This is a genomic window from Mycobacteroides franklinii, assembly GCF_002013895.1.
GTDB classification, from domain to species: Bacteria; Actinomycetota; Actinomycetes; order Mycobacteriales; family Mycobacteriaceae; genus Mycobacterium; species Mycobacterium franklinii.
In genome coordinates this window covers 47,239-70,133 of record NZ_MAFQ01000012.1, presented here as the reverse complement: position 1 = coordinate 70,133, position 22,895 = coordinate 47,239, and the positions used below count along the sequence as shown (strand labels likewise).

General features: G+C 65.4%; 22 protein-coding genes. 12 read left to right on the top strand and 10 right to left on the bottom strand.

The annotated features are described in order from the left end of the window. Positions 1–14 precede the first annotated feature (14 nt). Genes B4393_RS20345 through B4393_RS20335 form a run of 3 tightly spaced genes read right to left on the bottom strand, consistent with a single transcriptional unit; the run spans position 15 to position 3,656 of the window. Positions 15–1,259 (bottom strand): glycosyltransferase family 4 protein, encoded by a 1,245-nt coding sequence (locus B4393_RS20345; protein WP_078335623.1) that lies wholly within the window; start codon positions 1,257–1,259, stop codon positions 15–17. Then, positions 1,256–2,779 carry a 1,4-alpha-glucan branching protein domain-containing protein gene (locus B4393_RS20340; protein ID WP_078335698.1) on the bottom strand — a complete coding sequence of 508 codons (1,524 nt, stop codon included), beginning with the start codon at positions 2,777–2,779 and terminating at the stop codon, positions 1,256–1,258. Before B4393_RS20340 ends, B4393_RS20345 begins: the two co-directional genes overlap by 4 nt. A 43-nt stretch (positions 2,780–2,822) precedes the next feature. Further along, positions 2,823–3,656 carry a class I SAM-dependent methyltransferase gene (locus tag B4393_RS20335; RefSeq protein ID WP_078335622.1) on the bottom strand — a complete coding sequence of 278 codons (834 nt, stop codon included), beginning with the start codon at positions 3,654–3,656 and terminating at the stop codon, positions 2,823–2,825. A 249-nt stretch (positions 3,657–3,905) separates the two neighbouring features. On the opposite strand from B4393_RS20335, the gene B4393_RS20330 reads away from it, so the two are divergent. The 8 genes from B4393_RS20330 to mnmA all read left to right on the top strand — a co-directional run bounded on the left by B4393_RS20330 (position 3,906) and on the right by mnmA (position 11,742). Beyond that, positions 3,906–4,697 (top strand): electron transfer flavoprotein subunit beta/FixA family protein, encoded by a 792-nt coding sequence (locus B4393_RS20330; RefSeq protein ID WP_070938921.1) that lies wholly within the window; start codon positions 3,906–3,908, stop codon positions 4,695–4,697. 35 nt (positions 4,698–4,732) lie between these two features. Then, on the top strand, positions 4,733–5,689 hold the full coding sequence (locus B4393_RS20325; protein WP_070938922.1) for an electron transfer flavoprotein subunit alpha/FixB family protein: 957 nt from the start codon (positions 4,733–4,735) through the stop codon (positions 5,687–5,689). 148 nt (positions 5,690–5,837) lie between these two features. Beyond that, the gene (locus B4393_RS20320) at positions 5,838–6,476 is read left to right on the top strand and encodes a hypothetical protein (protein WP_165758508.1); all 639 of its coding nucleotides are present in this window, start codon (positions 5,838–5,840) and stop codon (positions 6,474–6,476) included. Positions 6,477–6,637: 161 nt separating this feature from the next. Next, positions 6,638–7,381, top strand: coding sequence for an SDR family oxidoreductase (locus tag B4393_RS20315; protein ID WP_078335620.1), 744 nt, complete (start codon positions 6,638–6,640; stop codon positions 7,379–7,381). Positions 7,382–7,548: 167 nt separating this feature from the next. After that, the gene (locus tag B4393_RS20310; protein ID WP_078335619.1) at positions 7,549–8,430 is read left to right on the top strand and encodes a GNAT family N-acetyltransferase; all 882 of its coding nucleotides are present in this window, start codon (positions 7,549–7,551) and stop codon (positions 8,428–8,430) included. A gap of 2 nt (positions 8,431–8,432) precedes the next feature. After that, positions 8,433–9,287: a lysophospholipid acyltransferase family protein gene (locus B4393_RS20305; protein ID WP_078282802.1), complete on the top strand. Its 855-nt coding sequence runs from the start codon at positions 8,433–8,435 to the stop codon at positions 9,285–9,287. 197 nt (positions 9,288–9,484) lie between these two features. Next, positions 9,485–10,675 carry a cysteine desulfurase family protein gene (locus B4393_RS20300; RefSeq protein WP_078335618.1) on the top strand — a complete coding sequence of 397 codons (1,191 nt, stop codon included), beginning with the start codon at positions 9,485–9,487 and terminating at the stop codon, positions 10,673–10,675. Continuing rightward, complete coding sequence (mnmA, locus tag B4393_RS20295) at positions 10,672–11,742, top strand: tRNA 2-thiouridine(34) synthase MnmA (RefSeq protein WP_078335617.1); 1,071 nt, start codon at positions 10,672–10,674, stop codon at positions 11,740–11,742. The genes B4393_RS20300 and mnmA overlap by 4 nt, the downstream gene beginning before the upstream one ends. On the opposite strand, the gene B4393_RS20290 is transcribed toward mnmA, so the two are convergent. Both B4393_RS20290 and B4393_RS20285 read right to left on the bottom strand, forming a co-directional pair. Next, positions 11,739–12,599, bottom strand: a complete 861-nt coding sequence (locus B4393_RS20290) for an SGNH/GDSL hydrolase family protein (protein WP_078335616.1) — start codon at positions 12,597–12,599, stop codon at positions 11,739–11,741. The two genes, mnmA and B4393_RS20290, sit on opposite strands and share 4 nt — an antisense overlap. An 88-nt stretch (positions 12,600–12,687) precedes the next feature. Beyond that, positions 12,688–13,692 (bottom strand): acyl-ACP desaturase, encoded by a 1,005-nt coding sequence (locus B4393_RS20285; protein WP_078335615.1) that lies wholly within the window; start codon positions 13,690–13,692, stop codon positions 12,688–12,690. A 285-nt stretch (positions 13,693–13,977) separates the two neighbouring features. Here B4393_RS20285 and B4393_RS20280 point away from each other — a divergent pair, with 285 nt between their 5' ends. Genes B4393_RS20280 through bluB form a run of 3 tightly spaced genes read left to right on the top strand, consistent with a single transcriptional unit; the run spans position 13,978 to position 17,077 of the window. Beyond that, positions 13,978–15,435, top strand: a complete 1,458-nt coding sequence (locus tag B4393_RS20280) for an NCS2 family permease (protein WP_078335614.1) — start codon at positions 13,978–13,980, stop codon at positions 15,433–15,435. 11 nt (positions 15,436–15,446) lie between these two features. After that, on the top strand, positions 15,447–16,457 hold the full coding sequence (locus B4393_RS20275) for a methionine synthase (RefSeq protein WP_078335613.1): 1,011 nt from the start codon (positions 15,447–15,449) through the stop codon (positions 16,455–16,457). After that, the gene (gene bluB, locus B4393_RS20270) at positions 16,457–17,077 is read left to right on the top strand and encodes a 5,6-dimethylbenzimidazole synthase (protein ID WP_078335612.1); all 621 of its coding nucleotides are present in this window, start codon (positions 16,457–16,459) and stop codon (positions 17,075–17,077) included. The genes B4393_RS20275 and bluB overlap by 1 nt, the downstream gene beginning before the upstream one ends. On the opposite strand, the gene B4393_RS20265 is transcribed toward bluB, so the two are convergent. From B4393_RS20265 to B4393_RS20245, 5 genes are all read right to left on the bottom strand, one after another. Next, entirely contained in the window at positions 17,074–17,895 is an 822-nt protein-coding gene (locus B4393_RS20265; protein WP_078335611.1) for a crotonase/enoyl-CoA hydratase family protein, read from the bottom strand. The genes bluB and B4393_RS20265 overlap by 4 nt on opposite strands. A gap of 32 nt (positions 17,896–17,927) precedes the next feature. Next, positions 17,928–18,608 carry an Rv1815 family serine proteinase gene (locus B4393_RS20260; protein WP_078335610.1) on the bottom strand — a complete coding sequence of 227 codons (681 nt, stop codon included), beginning with the start codon at positions 18,606–18,608 and terminating at the stop codon, positions 17,928–17,930. A gap of 5 nt (positions 18,609–18,613) precedes the next feature. After that, positions 18,614–19,459 carry an Rv1815 family serine proteinase gene (locus B4393_RS20255; RefSeq protein ID WP_078335609.1) on the bottom strand — a complete coding sequence of 282 codons (846 nt, stop codon included), beginning with the start codon at positions 19,457–19,459 and terminating at the stop codon, positions 18,614–18,616. A 91-nt stretch (positions 19,460–19,550) separates the two neighbouring features. After that, positions 19,551–20,303, bottom strand: coding sequence for an Rv1815 family serine proteinase (locus tag B4393_RS20250; RefSeq protein WP_078335608.1), 753 nt, complete (start codon positions 20,301–20,303; stop codon positions 19,551–19,553). Between the two features lie 70 nt (positions 20,304–20,373). After that, positions 20,374–20,781 (bottom strand): MmcQ/YjbR family DNA-binding protein, encoded by a 408-nt coding sequence (locus tag B4393_RS20245; RefSeq protein ID WP_078282788.1) that lies wholly within the window; start codon positions 20,779–20,781, stop codon positions 20,374–20,376. Between the two features lie 53 nt (positions 20,782–20,834). Between B4393_RS20245 and ligA the strand changes: the two genes are divergently transcribed. Further along, positions 20,835–22,880: an NAD-dependent DNA ligase LigA gene (gene ligA, locus B4393_RS20240; protein WP_078335607.1), complete on the top strand. Its 2,046-nt coding sequence runs from the start codon at positions 20,835–20,837 to the stop codon at positions 22,878–22,880. The last annotated feature ends 15 nt before the right edge of the window (positions 22,881–22,895 follow it).

The following is a 22,895-nucleotide window of genomic DNA, read 5'->3' as shown; positions in this document are numbered from 1 at the left end:
TGGGGATGGCCGGTTTACCTGTCCGGCAGTGGGCGCTCGACGATGACGCTGCGGCCCAGGGGCTCTCGCTCGCGGCGCTTGGCTGCCAAGTACACCTGGGCGGTTTCATCGGCGACGGTCGCCCAGTCGAAGTCCGCGGTGAGCCGGGCCCGCGCTGCTACGGCACGCTCGGCGGCGGCGGCGGGGTCATCGAGGGTGCGCTTGACGGCATCGGCGATTCCCGCCACATCGCGTGGTGCGAAGGACAGTCCGGTCTCACCGTCGATAACGGCCTCGCCGAGACCTCCGACGGTGGAGGTCACCAGGGGAGTGCCCGCGGCCGCGGCCTCCAGGGCCACGATGCCGAACGGCTCGTAGTGGCTGGGCAGCAGGATGGCGTCGGCGCGATGCAGCCACTCCAACAACCCCTCATGATCCAGGTTGCCCAGGAACTGGACGGACTTGAGGACCTTGTGCTTGCGTGCCTGTTCGAGCAGCCAATCCTGTTGCGTGCCATCACCGGCCACCGCCAGCACCGTTCCGGGGTGTGCGCGACGGATCTTGGGCAGCGCCGAGATGGCGTCGTGGATGCCCTTCTCGTATTCGAGTCGGCCCACGAAAAGTACCACCGGCGGAGTGCCGTCTGCGGGTAGCCGGGGAGCGAATACCCAACGGGTGACATCGATTCCGTTGCGGATAACGTGCACCTGCGGCAGTTCCGGGCCGAATAGTTGGGTTACCTCGTCCAGCATCGACGCCGAGCAGGTGATCAGCGAGTCCGATTCGCGAGCCAGCCACCATTCCACCGAATGCACCTGTCGGCTGATGCGCCCCGACACCCAGCCACTGTGTCGGCCGGCCTCGGTGGCGTGCAGCGTCGATACCAGTGGCACATCGAAATGCTCGGCGAGAGCGATCGCCGGGTGGGCCACCAGCCAATCGTGGGCATGGACTACATCGGGACGCCAATCGCCAGATCCCTTGAGGCCCAACGCCAATCCCGCACGAACCATGGCATGCCCCATGGCCAGCGTCCAGGCCATCATGTCGGTGCCGAAGTCGAAATCGTGTGGATCCTCGGCGGCCGCGACTACCCGGACACCCTCGGAGATCTCGTCGGATGTCGGGTGGCTGGCCGGATCGGTGCCCGAGGGGTGCCGGGTGAGCACCACGACGTCGTGCCCGGCCGCGGCCAGTTCGGTGGACAGGTGATGCACATGGCGGCCCAGCCCGCCGATCACCACCGGCGGGTACTCCCAGGAGACCATCAAGATTCTCATCGCGGAAGCCTCCTGGCATCGAGCGCGCCGAACAGTCCGTCCGCGCGGTTCCAACCGTCCGCCAGTCGAGTTGCCGCGTCATGGCGTCCGCTGGCCAGTGCGGCGGCGATCTCGCGGGTGGCGTGGGCGTGCAGGTGAGCGCGGTAGCGCGCGTAGTCGGCGGCCGAATCCTTGCTGACCATGAACGGCCAGTCGCTGGATACGGTCAACAGTGCCTCGCGCAGGATCTGATCTGCCACCCGATTGCGGGTATGCGGCGCCGGTTGTTCGTTCAGGGCCTTGTCCACCGCGGTGAGAGCGGTATCGACCACCTCGGTGTTCAGCTGCACCAGATCAGCGACCTTCTCGCCGTTCCACACGTGCCAGTCCTTGCCGGAACCCCATGAGCTGGCGGGCAAGTCGAAGGGCTGGCCCACGAAACCCTGCTCGCGGGCTTGTTCCAGCGTACCGACCTGTACGCCGGCTTCGGGCAGTGCGCGCAGCACGCGTTCGAGCCAGGTAGGCCCTTCGTACCACCAGTGGCCGTACAGCTCGGTGTCGAATGCGGCGATGACATGCGCAGGGCGGCCGATCCGGTCGGACTCATCGATCAGGCGCTGGCGGACGGTCTCGACGAAATCACGGACGTGGATATCAATGGCCGCATCGGCGCGCTCGGGGTCGTATGGCGCCTTCGATTCGGACGGCACATTGCGCCCCGTGACGCGGGCCGGCTTGAGACCGGTGTCATGGTCGTAGGTGTGGAAGTCGCGGTACGCGGCATTGCCGGGATACCCGGACTTCGGTGACCACACGCGGTAACTCACCGTCAGGTCTCGGCCGAAGGCAACCACGTCGGAGTCGCCCACCGGGCGGCCTAGTGACGTATCACCTTGCAGTGATGGGCCATCCACCATGAAGTGCTTGACGCCCGCCGCCGCGTAGCCTTCCTCCATGCCCGGGGCATACGCGCATTCCGGTGCCCAGATGCCGGTCGGGGCATGCCCGAAACGTTGTGCGGCATCGGCCAGCCCTTCATGCAGCGCGAATTCGCGCAGCCGGGGGTGCAGCAGCGGTTGGAACGGGTGAGCGAGCGGGCCGCCCAGCAGCTCAATGGCGTTTGCATCGATGAGACTGCGCAGCGGGCCGCTGCCGCCGTGGCGCCAGTGCACGTCGAATTCGTTGAGGGCGTCTGTCGCGGTTCGGTGTTCGCGAACCCCGAAAGCCCGCAACATTTCCGGGCTCGATGCGGTGCCCGGCTCGGCATCGGTGCTGGCGATGGTGGCAGCCTCGAACGCGCGCAGCTGCCAGTTGGCCAGCCAGCTATGCAGTCCGGTGAGGCAGTGCGGATCATCCAGTTGCGCGGCCACCACCGGCGTGATGCCCAGGGTAATCAGATTTTCCCGGCCTTCGGCAGCCAGTGTCCGCAGCACCTTGAACAGCGGCAGGTACGCGGCCGACCAGGACTGGTACAGCCATTCCTCGCCCACCGGCCAGCGTCCGTGGTTGGCGAGCCACGGCAGGTGCGTATGCAGCACCATGGTGAAGAGCCCCGGTACGGGCTTGGTGGATTCCGTCACTCGGTCACCGGCTATCACCGGGAATCTTGGCAATGGACACCAGATCCAGGCTCTGGTCGATATCGCGTTCCGCCGCGTCGACAATCTCGAAATCGTCGGTGGTCAAGCCCGCGATATCCGCCAGTAGGTCCTCCGGCCACGGAGCGCCCGCGACCGCGCGCTCGATCTGTGCGTCGATGATGGAACCGCCGTACTTCGCGTCCAGCTCACGTAGCCGTGGTGCGTGAAACACGCCATTCATCGACTGCACCGAAAAACCGTTCTCCTCAAGGAGTTCGGTGAGCTCGGCGCCATTGAGCTCGCGTGTGTGGAACGGATTGAGTGGGGTATCGCGGCCGGGGGAGAAGGTGATCCGATTCGGGGTACTGATCAACAGCGAGCCGCCGGGGCTCAGCACTCGAGCGCACTCACGGATGAACTGACCCTGATCCCACAGGTGTTCGATCACCTGGAAGTTCACCACCACGTCCACCGAACCGTCGGCGAGCGGAAGGTCCGCGAGATTCCCGGCGCGCATATCCACACGGGGGTAGCGGGCTTTCACATGCGCGATCGCGGACTCGTCGTAGTCCAGTCCGATGACATGCTCGGCCACCTGAGCCAGCATGTCGGCGCCGTAACCCTCACCACTGCCGGCCTCCAGCACCCTGCGGCCTGCGCAGAGGCTGCGCAGCCGTTCGTAGACGACCTCGTGGCGGCGGAACCAGTAGTTTTCCTCGGCGATGCCGGGCACGGTCCGCTCCCCGGTCAGCGCCAGGGTGGCGTCCGGATCGCCGGCTGATGGGCCGCTTGCGCGAAGAGGATCAGCCGGGTGCGGGTCGGTCAGGTGCGAGTTCATTGTTTGGCAGGCTATCGGGTGAACACCGTGTCTTAATACTGGTGGCCCAGATCACAGGCCGGAAACCAGGAGTGAACCGGTTATGGTGTACGGGCGAACTCCGTATGTTACCCGTGAGTAATAAGATCAGCCGGGTTAGTCACGAAAATGTGACAGTGCGACCGGCCGGCGTGGGTCCGCGGGGAAGCACAGAGCAGATGGCCAGCACACCGCTGGCAGACAGCGAAGAGGAAGGACGATCGGAGACTTATGACGAACATCGCGGTCCTGATCAAGCAGGTCCCAGATACCTGGTCAGAGCGCAAGCTCACCGACGGTGACTTCACGCTCGACCGGGAAGCCGCCGACGCGGTGCTGGACGAGATCAACGAGCGTGCCGTCGAGGAAGCACTGCTCATCAAGGAGCGCGAGGGCGGCGACTCGGTCGTGACCGTCGTCTCGGCTGGGCCCGAGAAGGCCAGCGAGGCCATCCGCAAGGCTCTGTCGATGGGTGCCGACAAGGCAGTTCACCTGCTCGACCCGGGCCTGCACGGATCCGACGCCATCCAGACCGGCTGGGCTCTGGCCCGCGCGCTGGGTCAGGTTGAGGGCGTCGAGCTGGTCATCGCCGGTAACGAGGCCACTGACGGCCGTTCGGGTGCCATCCCCGCGATCATCGCCGAGTACCTGGGCCTGCCCCAGCTGACTCACCTGCGCAAGCTGACCGTCGAAGGTGGCGTCGTCAAGGGAGAGCGCGAGACCGACGAGGGCGTGTTCGAGGTCGAGGCCACCCTGCCGGCCATCGTCAGCGTCACCGAGAAGATCAACGAGCCTCGCTTCCCGTCCTTCAAGGGCATCATGGCCGCGAAGAAGAAGGAAGTCGCCGTGCTGACTCTCGCCGAGATCGGTGTGGATGCCGACGAGGTTGGTGTCGCGAACGCCGGTTCCACCGTGCTGTCCTCGACCCCCAAGGCCTCCAAGACCGCGGGCGAGAAGATCACCGACGAGGGCGAAGGCGGCACCAAGGTCGCCGAGTTCCTGGTTGCGCAAAAGATCATCTAGTCGACCCCCTAATACAGAAACGAGAAAGCAAAGTTATGGCTGAAGTACTTGTGCTCGTTGAGCATTCAGAGGGTGCGCTGAAGAAGGTGAGCGCCGAGCTCATCACCGCCGCCCGCGTCCTGGGCGAGCCCTCGGCCGTCGTTGCCGGCCCCGCCGGCACCGCCGCGCCGCTGATCGACGGCCTCAAGGAGGCCGGCGCTGCCAAGATCTACGTCGCCGAGTCCGATGTCGTCGACAGCTACCTGGTGACCCCGAAGGTGGATATTCTCGCTAGCCTCGCGGAATCTGCCAGCCCCGCTGGCATCCTGATCGCCGCCACCACCGAGGGCAAGGAAGTGGCCGGGCGTCTGGCCGCACGCCTGGGCTCGGGTCTGCTGACCGACGTGGTCGAGGTCCGTGAGGGTGGTAAGGGTCTGCACTCGATCTTCGGTGGCGCGTTCACCGTCGAGGCACAGGCCAACGGCGACGCCCCGGTCTTCACCGTGCGTCCGGGTGCTGTCGAGGCCGCACCGGCCGCCGGTGCCGGCGAGCAGGTCACCGTCGAGGTGCCCGCGCCCGCCGAGAACGCCACCAAGGTCACCTCGCGCCAGCCTGTGGTCGGTGGCGATCGTCCGGAGCTCACCGAGGCCAGCATCGTCGTGTCCGGCGGTCGTGGCGTCGGTAGCGCCGACAAGTTCAGCGTCGTGGAGGCTCTCGCCGATTCGCTCGGTGCCGCCGTCGGTGCCTCGCGTGCCGCGGTCGACTCGGGCTACTACCCGGGTCAGTTCCAGGTGGGCCAGACCGGTAAGACCGTGTCGCCGCAGCTGTACATCGCGCTGGGTATCTCCGGTGCCATCCAGCACCGCGCCGGTATGCAGACGTCGAAGACCATCGTCGCAGTCAACAAGGACGAGGAAGCTCCCATCTTCGAGATCGCCGACTTCGGTGTGGTGGGCGACCTGTTCAACGTTGCGCCGCAGCTCACCGACGCCGTGAAGGCGCGTAAGGGCTAAGTAGCCCTATATGGAGCCTTGGAGCCGCCCCGACGGGGGCATTCAACCCCGGGGGGCGGCCTACGGTACGCCACTGGACTATCCAGAGCCTCGACCACCGCGTCGGGCGCCCTGGATAGTCCTTTCGGCGTTTATGGGGATTCTCGTCGTGGGGCTCGTGGCCGCGGTCGTCATCGTCGGATCCCAGCGCAGCATCACGGGTATCGCCGTCATGGCACCCGGAGAGTCCCCGCTGGCGCTGAGCCGTGCGACGATGCCTCCAGGGGCGACTCCGGGGGTGATTCCACCCCCTAACGGGTCGACGGGGCCGCTGGGTGGCCCGACATACAGTCCGGGCGAAAAGCTTGTGCCCATATCGATGCCCACTTACCTGCCGTTCGATTTCAACCTCCCAGATGGGTGGGGATGTACGCACACGGAGAACAAACCGTTGGACAAGCGCATCACCTGCATGGATGAGATCAACACGCCTGGAGCAGCCGGCTGGATCGGGTCCAGTCGGTGTGCCGACGGGTGCGCGCGGCCGGCGCAGGACAAGGTGCGCGCGAAGCTGCCTGTCGACGCTCAATTCTGGAAGCCTGTCGACGATGTCACGTCCTACGCCCGGGTGACGGGCACTCTGGGGAACGGCATGCGCGTGGTCCGGATCGCGATGACGTGTTCCTTCGCGTCTGCCTCCGGCGCGTCCCGCGATACGTTGGCGGTGGCCATGCTCACCGGCCCGCCTGAAACCGAGAACACCCTGCAGAAGATCGCGAACGAACTACGTTCACGAGTTCCGGCCTAGCCCGCTGGCAGCTGCCTGCGTGGGGTGATGCCCCGCCCTTCCTGAGATGCCACTGCTGCGCCAGCAGCGCGTGGGTCGAGATGGCAGTGAAATGACGGAACGTTTCCGAATTCAGCGCCGAGCTGCGACCGTGTATGCGAGACGAGAAAGGCAATCGCACAATGAAAATCACAGTCGTGGGTGCCACCGGCCAAATCGGTTCCCGGGTGGCTTCTTTGCTCACCGCCGACGGTCATGAAGTGGTGTCGGCGTCGTTGTCCTCTGGCGCGAATGTGTTGACCGGTGACGGTCTGGTGGAGGCGCTCACCGGATCGAATGTGGTTATCGACGTGGTCAATTCTCCCTCGTTCGAGGACGGACCCGTGATGGATTTCTTCACCGCCGCGGCACGCAATCTCATTGATGCGGCGAACCAGACTGGCGTCGGCCACTACGTCGCACTTTCCATTGTCGGTGCGGATGGCCTGCCGGACAGCGGGTACATGAGGGCGAAAGTGGCGCAGGAGAACATCATTACCGAATCCGGATTGCCGTACACCATCGTGCGGGCCACTCAGTTCCAGGAGTTCGCAGAGTCCATCACCGACACACTCGTCGTCGGCGACGAGGTTCGTGTACCTGATGCCAGAATTCAGCTGATTGCCGCAGACGACGTGTCCGCACAGGTGGCTCAGGCCGGGGAGGCGGAACCGCGCAATGGCATCATCAATATCGGCGGCCCAGAAAAGTTTTCGTTCGCCGAGATGGCACAGGCGGTGCTTGACGCGCGTGGTGACGACAAGACGGTGGTGGTCGACCCAGACGCCACCTATTTCGGGACACCCGTGGATGACTTCAGCCTGGTCACCGGTGATGACGGGGTGCTGACGCAGACGAGATTCGCCGATTGGATCGCCCGGCGATGACCTGCGAGCGAGCGTCTACGTAGCGTCTGTTAGCTCCGCGTTTGCTTTAGCGATTTACCTCCGCAAGCACGCATTTGGCGTACTGAACGCCGCAATTAACTGATCGTGCATGGACACGACACGCTTCCGATGCCGTTCCGCCGCATAACTCCGCGAATCTCGCAGTCATGAGTACCGCGTCAGTTCTCATCGCCGCAGATCAGTCCATGCCAGAGGTAGCGGGGAAAAACGGGGAAGCTCCGCTGGGCCCCCAGTACACCCTGCTGCTGTCGAACGATCCCGCCGATATCGATGCCGTGCAACGGCTTCGATACGACGTGTTCAGCAGCGAGCCTGGGTTCCAGCTCGCCAGTACGCCGGAAGCGTTCGAGGGACGCGATGCCGACCGTTTCGATGAGCACTGCGATCACCTGCTGGTACGCGAGGACACCTCGGGTGACGTGGTGGGCTGCTACCGGATGCTTCCTCCGCCCGGCGCTATCGCGGCCGGAGGGCTTTACAGCGCAACGGAATTCGATATCAGCGGACTGGACGCGCTGCGTCCTCAGCTGGTGGAGATGGGTCGCGCCGTGGTGCGGGGCGATCACCGCAACGGTGCGGTGGTGCTCTTGATGTGGGCGGGAATCCTGGCTTACCTCGATCGCTGTGACTACACGTACGTCACCGGATGTGTGTCGGTTCCGATGCAGGACGGTCCCGAACATGCGCCCGGTAGCCAGGTGCGTGCCGTGCGTGACTTCGTGATGAAGCGGCATGCCGCGGCCCCGGAGTACACGGTGCGTCCGTACAACCCGGTCGTTGTCGACGGGATGGGCCTTGACGACATCGCCCCGCCCGCCAAGGTGCAGGTTCCCGCGTTGATGCGCGGATATCTGCGGCTCGGCGCCAAGGTCCTCGGCGAGCCCGCGCACGATCCTGATTTCGGCGTGGCCGACTTCATGGCGCTACTCAACAAGGACGAAGCCGACGTGCGGTATCTCAAGCGACTGAGATCGGTTGGTGCGGCCTCCGAAATCGGCACTGCAGCGGTGTCCTCGGATTCGGAATAGCGATGGCACCCGAATACGCTCACGCCTGGTTGCCCAAGGCAACCTGTGACGACAGCTGCATGCGGGCCAATCCCATCGACGAACCCGGACCGGTAACGCGGACCGTCCGGACCACGACGCGTATTGCCATGGCGATCACGTTGTTGACACTCGCGCCACTGCTCGGGATCCCGCTTCCCGGGCGGGTGCGTTGGCAGCGCGGTTACTGCCGGCTGATGCTGCGCTGCCTTGGCGTACGCATCTCGGTCTCAGGCGGGCCGATTCGCGATATCCGGGGTTCTCTCGTGGTGGCGGGTCACGTGTCCTGGGTCGATGTCTTCGCCATCGGCGCGGTTCTTCCGGGCTCGTTCGTCGCCCGGGCGGATCTGATCGATTGGCCCGGTCTGGGCGTCATCGCCCGGATGATGCGGGTCATTCCGATCGAACGAGGAAATCTGCGGACCCTGCCCCGGGTGGTGGACACCGTTGCGTCGCGGCTGGAGGCCGGTCAGACCGTGGTGGCATTCCCGGAGGGCACCACCTGGTGCGGGCGTGCGTACGGATCATTCCGTCCCGCCATGTTCCAGGCGGCCATCGATGCACAGCGACCGGTGCAGCCGCTACGGCTCACGTACCACCATCGCGGTGGGGAGCTCTCGACCGTGCCGGCCTACGTCGGTGAGGACACCCTGATGGCGTCTATTCGCCGGATCACCGCGACGCGGATGACGGTGGCGCATATTCAGGTGGCCGGGCTGCAATTGCCCGGTGAGAGCCGCCGCGACCTGGCGGCTCGTTGTGAGGCCGCCGTGCGCGCCGGAGACCTCACGCCGCAGTTCCACAGCCACCCCGAGCACCCGGAGCCGATCGCAGCCTGATCGGCAGCCACCGGGCGTATCAGGGCGAATGCCAAGATGCCCTGATACGACCGACAACGCGGATTCGCGGGACAGTGTGTCGCTCAGAGGCGGGCGGACGGACGGTAGTCTGCGGCGGCGGGTCGGCAGCGGCAGGGCGAAGATGCTCCCTCCGCCGAATCTGACCTCGGGTGCCCGCCCGCTATCCTGGATGCGTTATGCCCCGATCGGTCTACTTGGACCATGCCGCGACCACCCCGATGCGCCCCGCTGCCATCGAGGCGATGGCTGCCACCATGGCGCAGACCGGGAACGCCGCCTCGTTGCACGGTTCAGGGCGCGATGCGCGGCGGCGGGTAGAGGAATCGCGTGAGTCGATCGCCGCGGCACTGGGGGCCCGACCTTCGGAGGTGATCTTCACCGCCGGCGGCACCGAGAGCGACAATCTCGCCGTCAAGGGCATCTACTGGGCCCGGCGCGACGCCGATGCGCGGCGCATGCGCATTATTTCCAGCGCGGTGGAGCACCACGCCGTGTTGGATGCCGTGCAGTGGCTCGCTGACCACGAGGGCGCCGAGGTGACGTGGCTGCCGGTCGACGATGCCGGCACCGTGACACCCGCTGCACTGCGCGCAGCCCTCGCCGAGCATGACGATGTCGCACTCATCACGGTGATGTGGGCCAACAACGAGGTCGGCACCATCAACCCGATTTGCGAATTGGCTTCCATCGCTGCTGAGTTCGACATCCCTATGCACAGCGATGCCATCGGTGCGGTCGGCCAACTCGACGTCGACTTCGCGGTGAGCGGACTGTCGGCGATGAGTGTGGCAGCGCACAAGTTCGGCGGCCCGATGGGTGTGGGCGCCCTGCTGCTGCGGCGTGAAACCACCTGTGTCCCATTGCTTCACGGGGGCGGCCACGAGCGCGACATTCGATCGGGCACGCCCGACACCGCCGCCATCGTGGCGATGTCGACGGCACTGGTCGCGGCCGTCGCGGAACGGTGTGAGGGTGCGGCCGCGCTGGCGTTACTGCGGGATGCCCTGATCGATCGAGTGTTGGCGCAGATCGAGGGTTCCACCCTCAACGGTGCGCCCGGCTGCGGCAGACTGCCTGGGAACGCACATTTCACCTTTGCCGGATGCGAGGGCGATTCCCTGCTGATGTTGCTGGACGCCAACGGTATCGAGTGCTCCACCGGCTCGGCGTGTACGGCGGGTGTGGCGCGTCCCTCGCATGTGCTCATCGGAATGGGAATCGACCCCGAAGCTGCCCGCGGCTCGCTGCGCTTCACCTTCGGCCACACCTCGGTGGCATCGGATGTGGACCGTGCGCTTGAGGCCTTGCATGCCGCCGTTCCTCGGGCCCGGGCCGCTGCTCTGGCGAGCGCAGGAGGGCGGTCATGAGAGTGCTTGCCGCGATGAGCGGAGGAGTGGACTCCTCGGTCGCCGCCGCCCGCATGGTGGACGCCGGGCACGATGTCGTGGGCGTGCACCTGGCGCTGTCGGCCGCGCCGGGCACCCTGCGCACCGGATCCCGGGGGTGCTGTTCGAAAGAGGACGCCGCCGATGCGCGCCGCGTCGCCGATATGCTCGGAATCCCTTTCTACGTATGGGATTTCGCCGATCGATTCAAAGAGGATGTCATCGACGACTTCGTCGAGGCATATGCCGAGGGCCGTACCCCGAATCCGTGCGTGAAATGCAACGAGAAGATCAAGTTCGCGGCACTTGCCGACCGGGCCATCGCCTTGGGCTTCGACGCGGTGGCCACCGGTCACTACGCGCGCCTGCAGGACGGTCGGCTGCGTCGCGCGGTCGACGCGGACAAGGACCAGTCGTATGTGCTCGGGGTGCTGACACCGGAACAGTTGAGCCGGGCGCTGTTCCCGGTCGGGGACAGCCCCAAGCCCGACATTCGGGCGGAGGCCGAGCAGCGTGGGCTGCTCGTGGCGAACAAGCCCGACAGCCATGACATCTGCTTCATCCCGTCCGGAGACACGCAGGCGTTCCTGGGCGCGCGCATCGGCGTGCGCCGCGGGAATGTGGTGGATGCCGACGGCAGCGTGCTGGCCACCCATGCGGGGGTGCATGAGTTCACCATCGGTCAGCGCAAGGGGCTGGGGCTAATGGGTCCGGCCGCGGACGGTCGTCCCCGGTACGTCACGTCGATCGACGCCGAGACGGCCACCGTGCGCGTGGGAACCGTTGAGGACCTTGAGATTTGGGAGTTTGGGGGAGAGCCGGTGGTGTGGACCTCCGGCCAGGTTCCGGCCGAGCCCATCGAATGCCAGGTTCAGGTACGCGCGCACGGATCGGTGGTCGACGCGGTGGTAGATCCCGCGGCCGACCGGATTCAGGTTCGGCTGCGCACAGCCCTGCGGGGTGTTGCTCCCGGGCAGACGGTCGTGCTGTACCGGCCCGATACCGAGGGCGATGAGGTGCTCGGCAGCGCCATCATCACGCGCGACTAGGCGCCCTGAACCCCCGCCGAGCGGATGGCGATGGCGACCCGCTCGGCGACATACTGGCGGCCGGGAGCGGTGGGGTGCATGGGAATTCCCTCATCGCCGGCACCGGTTCCGGTCATCGAGACGTAGCGCTGGAAGTCGGCGGCACACACGCTGTGGTCGCTACCGGTCGCCGGGATGACTGGTGTGAAACCTGCCTTGGAGGACTCGGCGATGATCGTGTCATTGAGCTGGCGCTGCAGGCCATTGAGGAAGGTGATGGTCTCTTGGGTGTTGATCAGCCCGACCAGACATCCCTTGGCATCCGCGGGCAGGATCGGCAAGTAGCCGACGGTGAAGACGCGCGCATTCGGCGCCGCCCGGCGTATTGCGGCGTACGCGCCCGTCAGTTTCGGGCCCACCGAGGCCACATTGGCGCTGAACTGCGCCTTCTTTTCCGGCGGGCAGCTCAACGCGAACAGGCAGTCGGTGGCGATCTGCTCGAAGCCGGCGTCGTTGCCGCCGATGGACACGATCGCCACCTTCGTGTCGGGGGACAGTCCAACGATCTGCGGGCCCCGGGTCGAGGTCGTGAACACATCGGTGGACAGTGCACCCACGCACGAGTAGTCGGCGAATGTCATCTGCGGGAACGACGAAGCCACCACATGCGCGACGTTGTCTGTTGCCTGGTTGCACGCGGTGCCGACGGGGCCGGTGATTGCGGCGGCATTCGACCCCGCAGCCATGAACGAATCCCCGATCGAGACCAGCTGGGCACCCGCGACGGGCTCGGCCGAAGCGATCGAGGGCACACCCGCGGTCGCCGCCACCACCGCGGCAATGCCGATCACCGCCGAGAGAATCCCCAACCCGCGCATGTGTTCCCTCTCCTGGCCGCAGGCCCGAAGATGGCCCGGATCAATGGTACTGAACGGCCTATCGCCGTTTGCCCACGTCGGCGTTACGTCAGAGGGTCACACCTTGGCGGCCCTTGGCGGCCTGGCGCTCGGCGCGCCTGGCCTGACGTTCCAGGTACTTGGCCTTGACCTCCTCGAAGTCGGAGGCTGTCTTCTTGAGGTCGGTGATGAGGCGGTCCAGGTCCTCGCGGTACCACTCGCCTTCGCCGCTGATGTCGTCGCGCTCGAAGATGCGCCACTTGCGCAGCACCGGCTGGACTACTTCGGCGAGGTGCTGTTGTGGGTCGTAGACCCCGCCGGTGGCGATGGTGACGGCGTTGCGTCGGAATCCCGGAATCGTGTAGCCGGGCATCGTGAAGTTGTCGAGCACCTTGTGGATCGACTTCAGGGCTTGGTTCGGTGCGATCTCCAAACCGGCCTCCACCATGTTGCGGTAGAAGATCATGTGCAGGTTCTCGTCATTGGAGATGTGTTTGAGGAGTTCCTGGGCGATCGGCTCGGCACATGCGACGCCGGTGTTGCGGTGCGAGACGCGGGTGGCCAGCTCCTGGAATGACACGTACACCACCGAGTCGAACAAGCTGTCGGCGAACATATGATCGCCGCCCTGGCGATTCTGGCCGGGAGAGAAGCCGCGGGTCATCTGCTCCACGCGCAGCTTCTCCAACTCGATCGGATCGACCGAGCGGGTGACGATGAGGTAGTCGCGGATGGCGATGCTGTGGCGGTTTTCCTCGGCGGTCCAGCGGTTGACCCAGGTACCCCACGGTCCGTCCATGGTGAAGTTCATCGCGATCTCACGGTGATACGAGGGCAGGTTGTCCTCGGTCAACAGGTTGGTGATCATCGCGATCTTCGCCAACTCCGACAGCTTGGACTGCTCCGGATCCCAGTCCTGACCGCCCAGGGCCTTGTAGTTCTTGCCCTCGGACCACGGGACGTAGTCATGCGGGTTCCACTCTTTGAACACCCCGAGGTGGCGATGGATGTTCTCCTCGACCACGGGTTCGAGCTCATGCAAAAGCTCAAGGTCGGTGAATTCCTTCTGCGGCATGGATGCGGTCCTCGGTTTCAGGGTTATCTGTGTCTAAAAGTGACACTTACATTTGATCGAGTGCCCGTATGACGCTGCTAGTGACGAAGGTCCTCTGCCGGGAGTGGAAAGTCCCGTATGTGCGCCAGAGCCCTGAACCGGAATCGAGTGCGAGCCTGACGCGGAAATCCCGGCGAAAACCCGCGCGGGGCTCGCACTCGATTCCGGCACCGCGCGGGCGGGTCCGCCTCGAGGTGTATGGATCTGCCGGGCGGTAGGTAGCCACGGCCTGTACGTTCAACGGCTATGACTGCGCTCCTGGACCGGTTCTTCCGGATAACTGAACGGCAGTCGACAGTCGGGCGCGAGGTGCGTGGCGGGATCGTCACCTTCTTCGCGATGGCCTACATCGTGGTGCTCAACCCACTCATCATCGGTGGTGAGCCGGGACGCGCGCACAACGTCGACGTGCTGGGTCACGTGCTGCCGGTAGGGCAGGTAGCGGCGGTCACGGCCCTGGCCGCCGGGGTCATGTCGATCCTGTTCGGATTCATCGCCAACTATCCGTTTGCGCTTGCCGCGGGGTTGGGTATCAACAGCCTTCTCGCGGTGTCGTTCGCGTCCCAGATGAGCTGGCCCGAGGCCATGGGCTTGGTGATTGTCGACGGCATTATCATTGTGGCGCTGGGTATCTCGGGCTTTCGCACCGCGGTCTTCCATGCGATTCCCGACGAGCTGAAGGCTGCCATCGCCGCCGGAATCGGGTGTTTCATCGCGTTCATCGGGTTCGTCGACGCGGGCTTTGTGCGGCGCATCCCCGATGCCGCCAATACCACGGTGCCCGTGGGTCTGGGCATCAATAACTCGGTGGCCACCGTCCCGACGCTGATCTTCGCCGTGGGTGTGCTGCTGATGGGAATCCTGGTGGTGCGCAAGGTTCGTGGCGGATTACTCATCGGCATCGTGGCGATGACTGTCGTGTCGATGATCGTGCAGGCCTTGTTCGACCGCGGTGCGCAACCCGCCGACACCAAGGGGTGGAATCTCACGGTGCCCAACTGGCCGTCGTCCGCGGGCGGTATGCCGGATCTGAGCCTGCTCGGCCAGGTGGACATGTTCGGAGCCTTCACCCGGGTGGGGGTGCTGTCGGCGACGGTGCTGGTTTTCGCGTTGGTGCTCTCGAACTTCTTCGACGCGATGGGCACCATGACAGGCCTGGGCAAGGAGGCCGGTCTGGCCGACCAGCACGGCACCCTGCCGGGAATCGGGCGGGCGCTCAGCGTCGAAGGGGTGGGGGCCGTGATCGGGGGTGTCTCCTCCTCGTCGTCCAACACCGTGTTCGTCGAGTCGGCCTCCGGGATCGCCGAGGGCGCCCGAACCGGACTGGCCAATGTGGTGACCGGACTGCTGTTCCTGGCGGCCATGTTCTTCACACCGCTGTATTCGGTTGTGCCGCTGGAGGCTGCCGCGCCGGCACTGGTGGTAGTCGGGGCAATGATGATCGGTCAGCTTCGCAGCATCGATCTCACCCGATTCGACTACGCGCTGCCCTGCTTCCTGACCGTGGTGACCATGCCGTTCACGTATTCGATCGCCAACGGCATCGGTGTCGGGTTCATCAGCTGGGTGGTCCTTGCCCTGGTGTCGGGGGAGCGCGGGTCTCGGATTCGTTCCGTGCACCCGCTGCTGTATGTGGTGGCGGTGTTGTTCGTCGTGTACTTCGCCAAGGGGCCGATCGAGGATCTCCTCGCACGTACCGCCTAACGTTCTTGTCTGTGACTACATGGGCGAACGGAACGGGTGTCGGGTCCTGGCCGGGCCAGCAGGTGCGGCCCGCGACCGAGATTGTGACGGCCGAGCTGCCGCTGGCCCATATCGTGGAGCTGCCGGCACGCGGGGTGGGTGCTGATCTGATCGGTCGGGCCGCCGCGCTGTTGGTAGATATCGCCATCGATGTGGTGCCCACCGGGTATCGGACCACCGCTCGCCCTGGTGCGGTGGTCAGGCGGGCGCGCGGATTCCTGGACGAGGACGTGGACGCGCTCGAGGAGGAGTGGGAACGTGGCGGCCATCGCGGCAGCGACCGCGCCGTCAAGGTGCAGGCGCCGGGACCGGTGACTCTGGCGGCACAGCTCGAACTGCCCAATGGTCACCGTGCCATCACCGACCCGGGCGCGGTTCGTGATCTGGCGGCGTCGTTGGCCGAGGGTTTGGCCATTCATCAAGCCAACCTTTCTCGTCGGCTCGGCGCACGCGTCGTGGTGCAGCTCGATGAGCCGTCTCTGCCTGCCGCTCTGGAGGGCAGGCTGTCCGGGACCAGCATGTTCTCACCGGTGCATCCGATCGATGTGCCCACCGCGACCTCGTTGTTGGATCAGTGCGCCGAGGCGGTCGGTGGTGAGCTGCTGGTGCATTGCTGCGCGTCCCAGCCTCCCTGGGAACTGTTGGGTAGAGCCAATATTCGTGGGATTGCGGTAGATGCAGCCTATCTGGCCGACGCGCAGGCGCTCGATGGTTTGGCCGCGGTGCTGGACACCGGTAAGGCCGCTGTGCTGGGCGTGATTCCGTCCAGTGCGCCGAGTGTGCCCGTTTCGGCCGAGGTGCTGGCCACCCGCACCGCCGGGCTTGCCGACAAACTTGGCTTCGGGCGGGCGGTGCTGCGCGATCGGATAGGCATCAGCACCAGCTGTGGTTTGGCCGGTGCCGACTTCGAATGGGCGCGTACGGCAACCGAATTGACGCGCAAGGTCAGTGACCTTATCGACGCGGACGCGGAGGCGCTGTGATGGACGTCTATCAGGCCATCGCCACTCGCCGGGACGTGCGGGCCGAGTTCACCGGGCAGGTCGTCGACGATGCGACGTTGATGAAGCTGCTGCAGGCCGCCCATCGCGCGCCCAGCGTCGGGAATAGTCAGCCATGGGACTTCGTGGTGGTGCGCGAGACCGAAATGCTGGACACCTTCGCGGCGCATGTCGCCGATCACCGCCAAAGGTTCGCCGACAGCCTCCCGGAGGAACGACGAAACACCTTTGATCCCATCAAAATCGAAGGCATCCGGGAGAGCGGCACCGGCGTGGTGGTCACGTATGACCACGGGCGGGGCGGCCCACACATTCTGGGGCGCCACACCATCTCCGATGTGGGCCTGTTCTCGGCGGTTCTTGCCATCCAGAACCTGTGGCTTGCGGCGGTCGCCGAGGGGATCGGTGTCGGTTGGGTGTCCTTCTACGAGGAACAGTTCCTGTCCGAATTAATCGGCGCGCCAACGCATATCCGGCCGATCGCCTGGCTGTGTGTGGGGCCGGTGCACGAGTTCGCGGAGCGGCCCGATCTGGAGCGATTCGGCTGGCGCAGTGGGCGTCCCCTGCAGGATGCCGTGCACTGGGGTAGGTATCGCCCCTAACGTCCCTTGAAGTCGGGTTCCCGCTTCTCGAAGACCGCGCCGATGGCTTCCTGGAGGTCCTCCGACGGCAAGAACGCGGCGTTCCAGGTCGAGACGTACTTCAGGCCGTCGGCGACGATGTTCTCGCGCTCGCGGCCCAAGACGTCCTTGACGCCCTGCACCACCAGCGGCGGATTGGCCGCGATCTCGGCGGCGGTGGCGTGTGCGGCCGCCAGGGTCGCCTCGGGGGTATCGAAAACGTCATTGACCAGACCGATCTTCTCGGCCCGGGCGGCGTCGATATCCTTGCCGGTGAACGCCAGTTCACGCAGGTGGCCGTCGCCGATGATCGGTGGAAGCCGGTGCAGCGAGCCGATATCGGCCACGATGGCGACCTTGGCTTCGCGCACGCTGAACTTCGCCTCGGAGCTTGCGTACCGGATATCGGCCGCCGCGATGAGGTCGACGCCGCCGCCGATGCACCAGCCCTGAATCGCGGCGATGACCGGCTTGCGGCACTCGGCGACGGCGGTCACCGAGGCCTGCAGCCGGCGGATCTCGTCGAGGAAGTCGGTACGCGGTTTGGCCAGCGCCTTCTCGGCCAGCAGCGGCATGAAGGTGCCTGCCATGGCCGGCAGGTCCAACCCGTAGCTGAAATGCGCACCCGCGGCGGCGAGAACGACCGCCCGTACCTCCGGGTCGGCATCCAGCTCGGTGAAGATCAGCGGCAGTTCCCGCCAGAAGTCCGGTCCCATCGCGTTGCCCTTGCCGGGGCCGATGAGGGTGACCTGGGCGATGTGCCCGGTGATCTCGACGGTGAAGGCTTTCCAGTCAGACATGGCCTGAGCCTACGGGTCCGGATAATCGACGCTCAGGCGGGCAGCAGGCCCGTGCGGTCCTCGCGCAGCTGCTTGATCACCGACGGCCACGACATTGCCCAGGACTGCACATCGTCGCCGGACTGGCTCGTCATGAAACCGCGAATGATGCCGACGAGCACCGTGCGGTCGCCGACGTGGGTGTAGACCGGGCCGCCGGAATCGCCCTTGCCGATCACCGGGCCGTTAAACCTGAACCAGCCGTTGCCAAGTCGTGTCACCGATCCGCACGCATCGCCCGTGGTGTGACCGGTCCGGCAGACGGGCATGCCGACGTCGGGAGCGACCGTGTCATCGCGTTCGAGGCGCTGGCCGTTGGCCAGGACGTCGTTCAGCGGCAATCCGTCATCGATGGAGATGGCCTCGTAGTCGATCGTGTACTCGTTCTCGTACACCGGGCCCTCGGGGGGACGGTTGTCATGTGCCAGCACCTTGTGTCCCACGGCGGCACCGTCGCCGTTGCGGATGATGCCGTCGCCGTTGAAGCAGTGCCCGGCGGTGATGCCCACACGGAGTCCAGGATCGACGTAACCGAGCGTGCAGCTGAGCGAGCCCTGGTAGATCAGCATGCCGGGATATACGAGCGGGGGATCGGCATGCGTTGGCGCTGGATACGCGGCGGGGAGCGCGCACAGCACCGCAACGATGGTGGCTATCCACAAAAACGGGCGCATGAGTGTTAGGGGACAACAATTCTCGCGGGACCGGACGGCCGGTCATCTGAGGGCGCGGGGGGCAGGACCATCGATGGTGCCTGCGGGTTGATCGCGACCGGACTCGCGACGCTGCCCTCGCCGGGGCGGCGTGAGGCCGCGATATCGTCCCGGATCTGTTGCTGCACCGTGGGCCAGGACAGCGCCACAGTGGATTCGCGATGGGTTTGGTTGGCCGTGAAGCGCGCGCTGACGATTCCGACGATGGCCGCGTTGCCCGGGGAGGTGACGGTGTACACGGCGCTACCGGAGTCTCCGTGGTCGGCGGGCAGGCCGTCCACCAGGAACCAGCCGTTGCCGAATCCGGCGATGGCGCCGCATGCCTCACCGGTGGTGATACCCACTCGGCACACGGGCAGGCCGTCCCGGGGCACGACCGCCGGATCAACTCCGAGTCGCAGCCCGTTGGGCAGCACATTGTTGATCGGTACGCCGTCGTCGAAGGCGATGCCCTCGTAGTCGATGCGGTAGTCGTCGCGCGACAGCGGTCCCTCGGGCTGGATGTTGGACTGGGCCACCGCGAGCTGTCCGATGCGGAGGCCGTCGTTGGTGAACACCGGACCGTTGCCACCGCAATGACCCGCGGTGACACCGACGCGCGCGGCGGGATCCACGAAACCGAGCGTGCAACTCAGTGATTCCTTACCGGGTGGGCGCTGGATGATTTCCATACCGGGGTAGATCAGTGGGTCCGCATGTGCCGCAACCGGGTTGGCAAGGCCAATGCCGATCAGTGCGGTGACGGCCGCGGCATACACCGTCAACCGTCCCCATGGGCCGGTTCGTCGACTCTCATCGCCGACACTGGTCACGCCGTAGCTCTCTGTCTGCCACGTTCACCGTCAATAAAGCCCGACCAGCATGAGGAGAGCACGCGGCACGACTCTCCGTGTCGCTACGAGCCTATGCGAACCGGGCGTCCTGTGGTGCAGGAAGTGCGGTTGGGGCAGGTGAATCCCCAGGTGGCGGGGTGGCATCGGGTGATTTTTCGAGGTCTTCCCGCAGTTGATTGAGCACAGTCGACCAGGAAATCGCGGTGGTCTGGACCACGCCGGTCTCGATGTTGCGAGTGATGCCGCGTGCGATTCCGACGATGGCGCCGTGCCCTGGCGAGGTGAGCGAGTACACCGCGCTGCCCGAGTCGCCATGGTCGGCGGGTAACCCGTCAATCTCGAACCAGCCATTGTTGACCGTGGTGACGGTGCCGCAGGCCTCGCCGGTCGTGACGCCGTTGCGGCAGACCGGCAGCCCGGTGTGCGGCTGGATCCCGCTGCCGCGTTCAAGTCGAATCCCGTTGGGGAGTATGTCGTTGATGGCCACGTCGTCACGGAATTTGATCGCCTCGTAGTCGATCACGTACTTGGTGCCGTCGATCCGGTCGCCGTCGTGCAGGTTGGAGCCGGCGATGACGAGGGCGCCGATGAGTTCGCCGGCCGAGTCGTATACCGGGCCGTCGGTATCCATGGCGCAATGGCCTGCGGTGAGACCGATCCGGGCACCGGGATCGACGTATCCGAGCGTGCAGCTCTGGGTTCCCTGGATGATCTCCATCCCGGGAAACACCAGAGGACCGTCGGCGCGCGCGCAAGGCGCCACGGCGATGGCGGTTAGTGCCGCGGCGGCCAGGGCACTGCAGAATCGATTGGCAACAGACACTGTGCGCCCCAGCCTGTCTCTGTGAGTGGTAGGCAAATTTTGAGGTAGCGCGGGGGGATTGTCAAAAGGTTCAGTCGTCCTGATCCAGCAGCTTGATCAGCCGTTTGGTGGCGATCAAGCGGTATGAGGCATCCAGGAGCTCGGCGACCTCGTCCCAGTCCACCTCGGAGGCGGTGAAATCCAGTCCGAGCCAGCCATAAGGCCCCATGTACGCCGGGTAGTAGAAGCGTTCGTCCTGTAAGAGTGCGGTGCGTTCGGAATCGTCCACCTTGATCAGCACCGAGTACGGGTAGGCGATCATCTCACCCTTGGTGGCGCCTTTTGCGTTGCCGCCGAACATCGCGAAGATCTTGCCCGCCTTGAAGACGGGTCGGCCCCACGAGATCTGTTCGGCCGCTTCCGGCAATGCGAGCGCCAGTTCGCGCAGTTCAGCCAGGCCGGGATCGTCTTCGGTGAACATAATGGGGTGTGTGCCCATGGGCACATCGTAGGGTTCGGGAGCTGTCGGGTGGGTCCGTTAGCCTGCCCGGTATGGATTCCGACATCCAGCGCCAATGGGGCGAGCTGGCCGACGAGGTGCGTGGCCATCAGTTCCGTTACTACGTCAAGGACGCCCCGGTCGTTTCGGACGGCCAGTTCGACGAGCTGCTGCAACGGCTGACGGCGCTGGAAGAGCAGTACCCCGAGCTGCGTACACCGGATTCCCCCACGCAGCTGGTGGGTGGTGCGGGTTTCGTCACCGAATTCAGGTCGGTCGATCACCTGGAACGAATGCTGAGCCTGGACAACGCATTCAGTTCCGAGGAGCTGGTGGCTTGGGATGCCCGGGTGCGCGGCGATATAGGAGAAGAGCCGGAGTATCTGTGTGAGCTGAAGATCGACGGCGTGGCGCTCGCGCTGGTGTACGAGAACGGCGTGCTGGTGCGTGGGGCCACCCGCGGGGATGGGCGCAGCGGTGAGGATGTCACGCTGAACGCCCGGACCATTGAGGACGTGCCGGAACGGCTCACGGAGTCAAAGGAATACCCGATACCCGCGCTCCTGGAGGTGCGCGGTGAGGTGTTCTTCCGGCTGGAAGATTTCGAGGTGCTGAACGCTTCCCTGGTCGAGGAGGGCAAACCGCCGTTCGCCAACCCGCGCAATAGCGCCGCGGGCAGCTTGCGGCAAAAGAACCCGGCGATCACCGCCCGGCGACGGCTACGGATGATCTGCCACGGACTTGGCCGCGCCGAGGGTTTCTCGCCGGAGAGTCTGCATGATGCCTATTTGGCGTTGGGAGAGTGGGGCTTACCCGTCTCGACGCACACCACCAAGGTGCGCGGTATCGCCCAGGTACAGGAACGCGTCAACTATTGGGCTGAGCACCGCCACGATGTGGAACACGAGATCGACGGCCTCGTGGTCAAGGTCGACACCGTGGCGCTGCAGCGGCGCCTCGGCAGTACCTCGCGCGCGCCCCGCTGGGCCATCGCCTATAAATACCCGCCCGAAGAGGCAACGACCGAGCTGCTCGACATCCGGGTGAGCGTGGGCCGCACCGGACGGGTCACCCCGTTCGCCTACATGACCCCGGTCAAGGTGGCCGGATCCACGGTGTCCTTGGCGACCCTGCACAACGCCTCCGAGGTCAAACGCAAGGGTGTGCTGATCGGTGACACCGTGGTGATCCGTAAGGCCGGCGACGTCATCCCCGAGGTGTTGGGACCTGTCGCCGATCTGCGAAATGGGTCCGAGCGCGAATTCATCATGCCCACAACATGTCCCGAATGCGGCACCACGCTGGCACATGAGAAGGAGGGTGACGCGGACATCCGCTGCCCCAACTCGCGTAGCTGCCCCGCGCAACTGCGTGAGCGGGTCTTCCACGTGGCGGGGCGTGGCGCGTTCGATATCGAGGCTCTCGGTTATGAGGCGGCGATCGCGCTGCTTTTGGCCGGCGTCATCGAGGACGAGGGCGATCTCTTCGGCCTTACCGCCGATGACCTACTGCGGACCGATCTGTTCAAGACCAAGAACGGGGCGTTGTCCGCCAACGGAAGTCGGCTACTGGACAACCTGGACAAGGCGAAACAACAGCCACTGTGGCGGGTGTTGGTGGCGCTCTCGATTCGCCATGTCGGCCCCACCGCAGCGCGTGCCCTGGCCACCGAGTTTGGTGACCTGGAGGCCATCGAGGGTGCGTCTGTCGAACAACTGGCCGCCGTCGAGGGCGTGGGAGCTACGATCGCCGCGGCCGTGGTGGATTGGTTCACCATCGACTGGCATCGGGCCATCGTCGACAAGTGGCGCACCGCGGGAGTGCGGACTGCCGATGAGCGTGACGAGTCGATACCGCGCAACCTGGAAGGGCTGTCCATCGTCGTAACCGGCTCGCTCCCAGGGTTTTCCCGTGACGAGGCCAAGGAGGCCATCATCGCCCGGGGTGGCAAGTCTGCGAGCTCGGTGTCCAAGAAGACGGCGTTTGTGGTCGTCGGTGACGCGCCGGGGTCCAAGTACGACAAGGCCGTCGAGCTAGGGCTGACCATCCTCGATGAGGACGGTTTCCGGGCCTTGCTGGCCGACGGGCCGCCCGCGTAGTACGGGTGGCCCGCC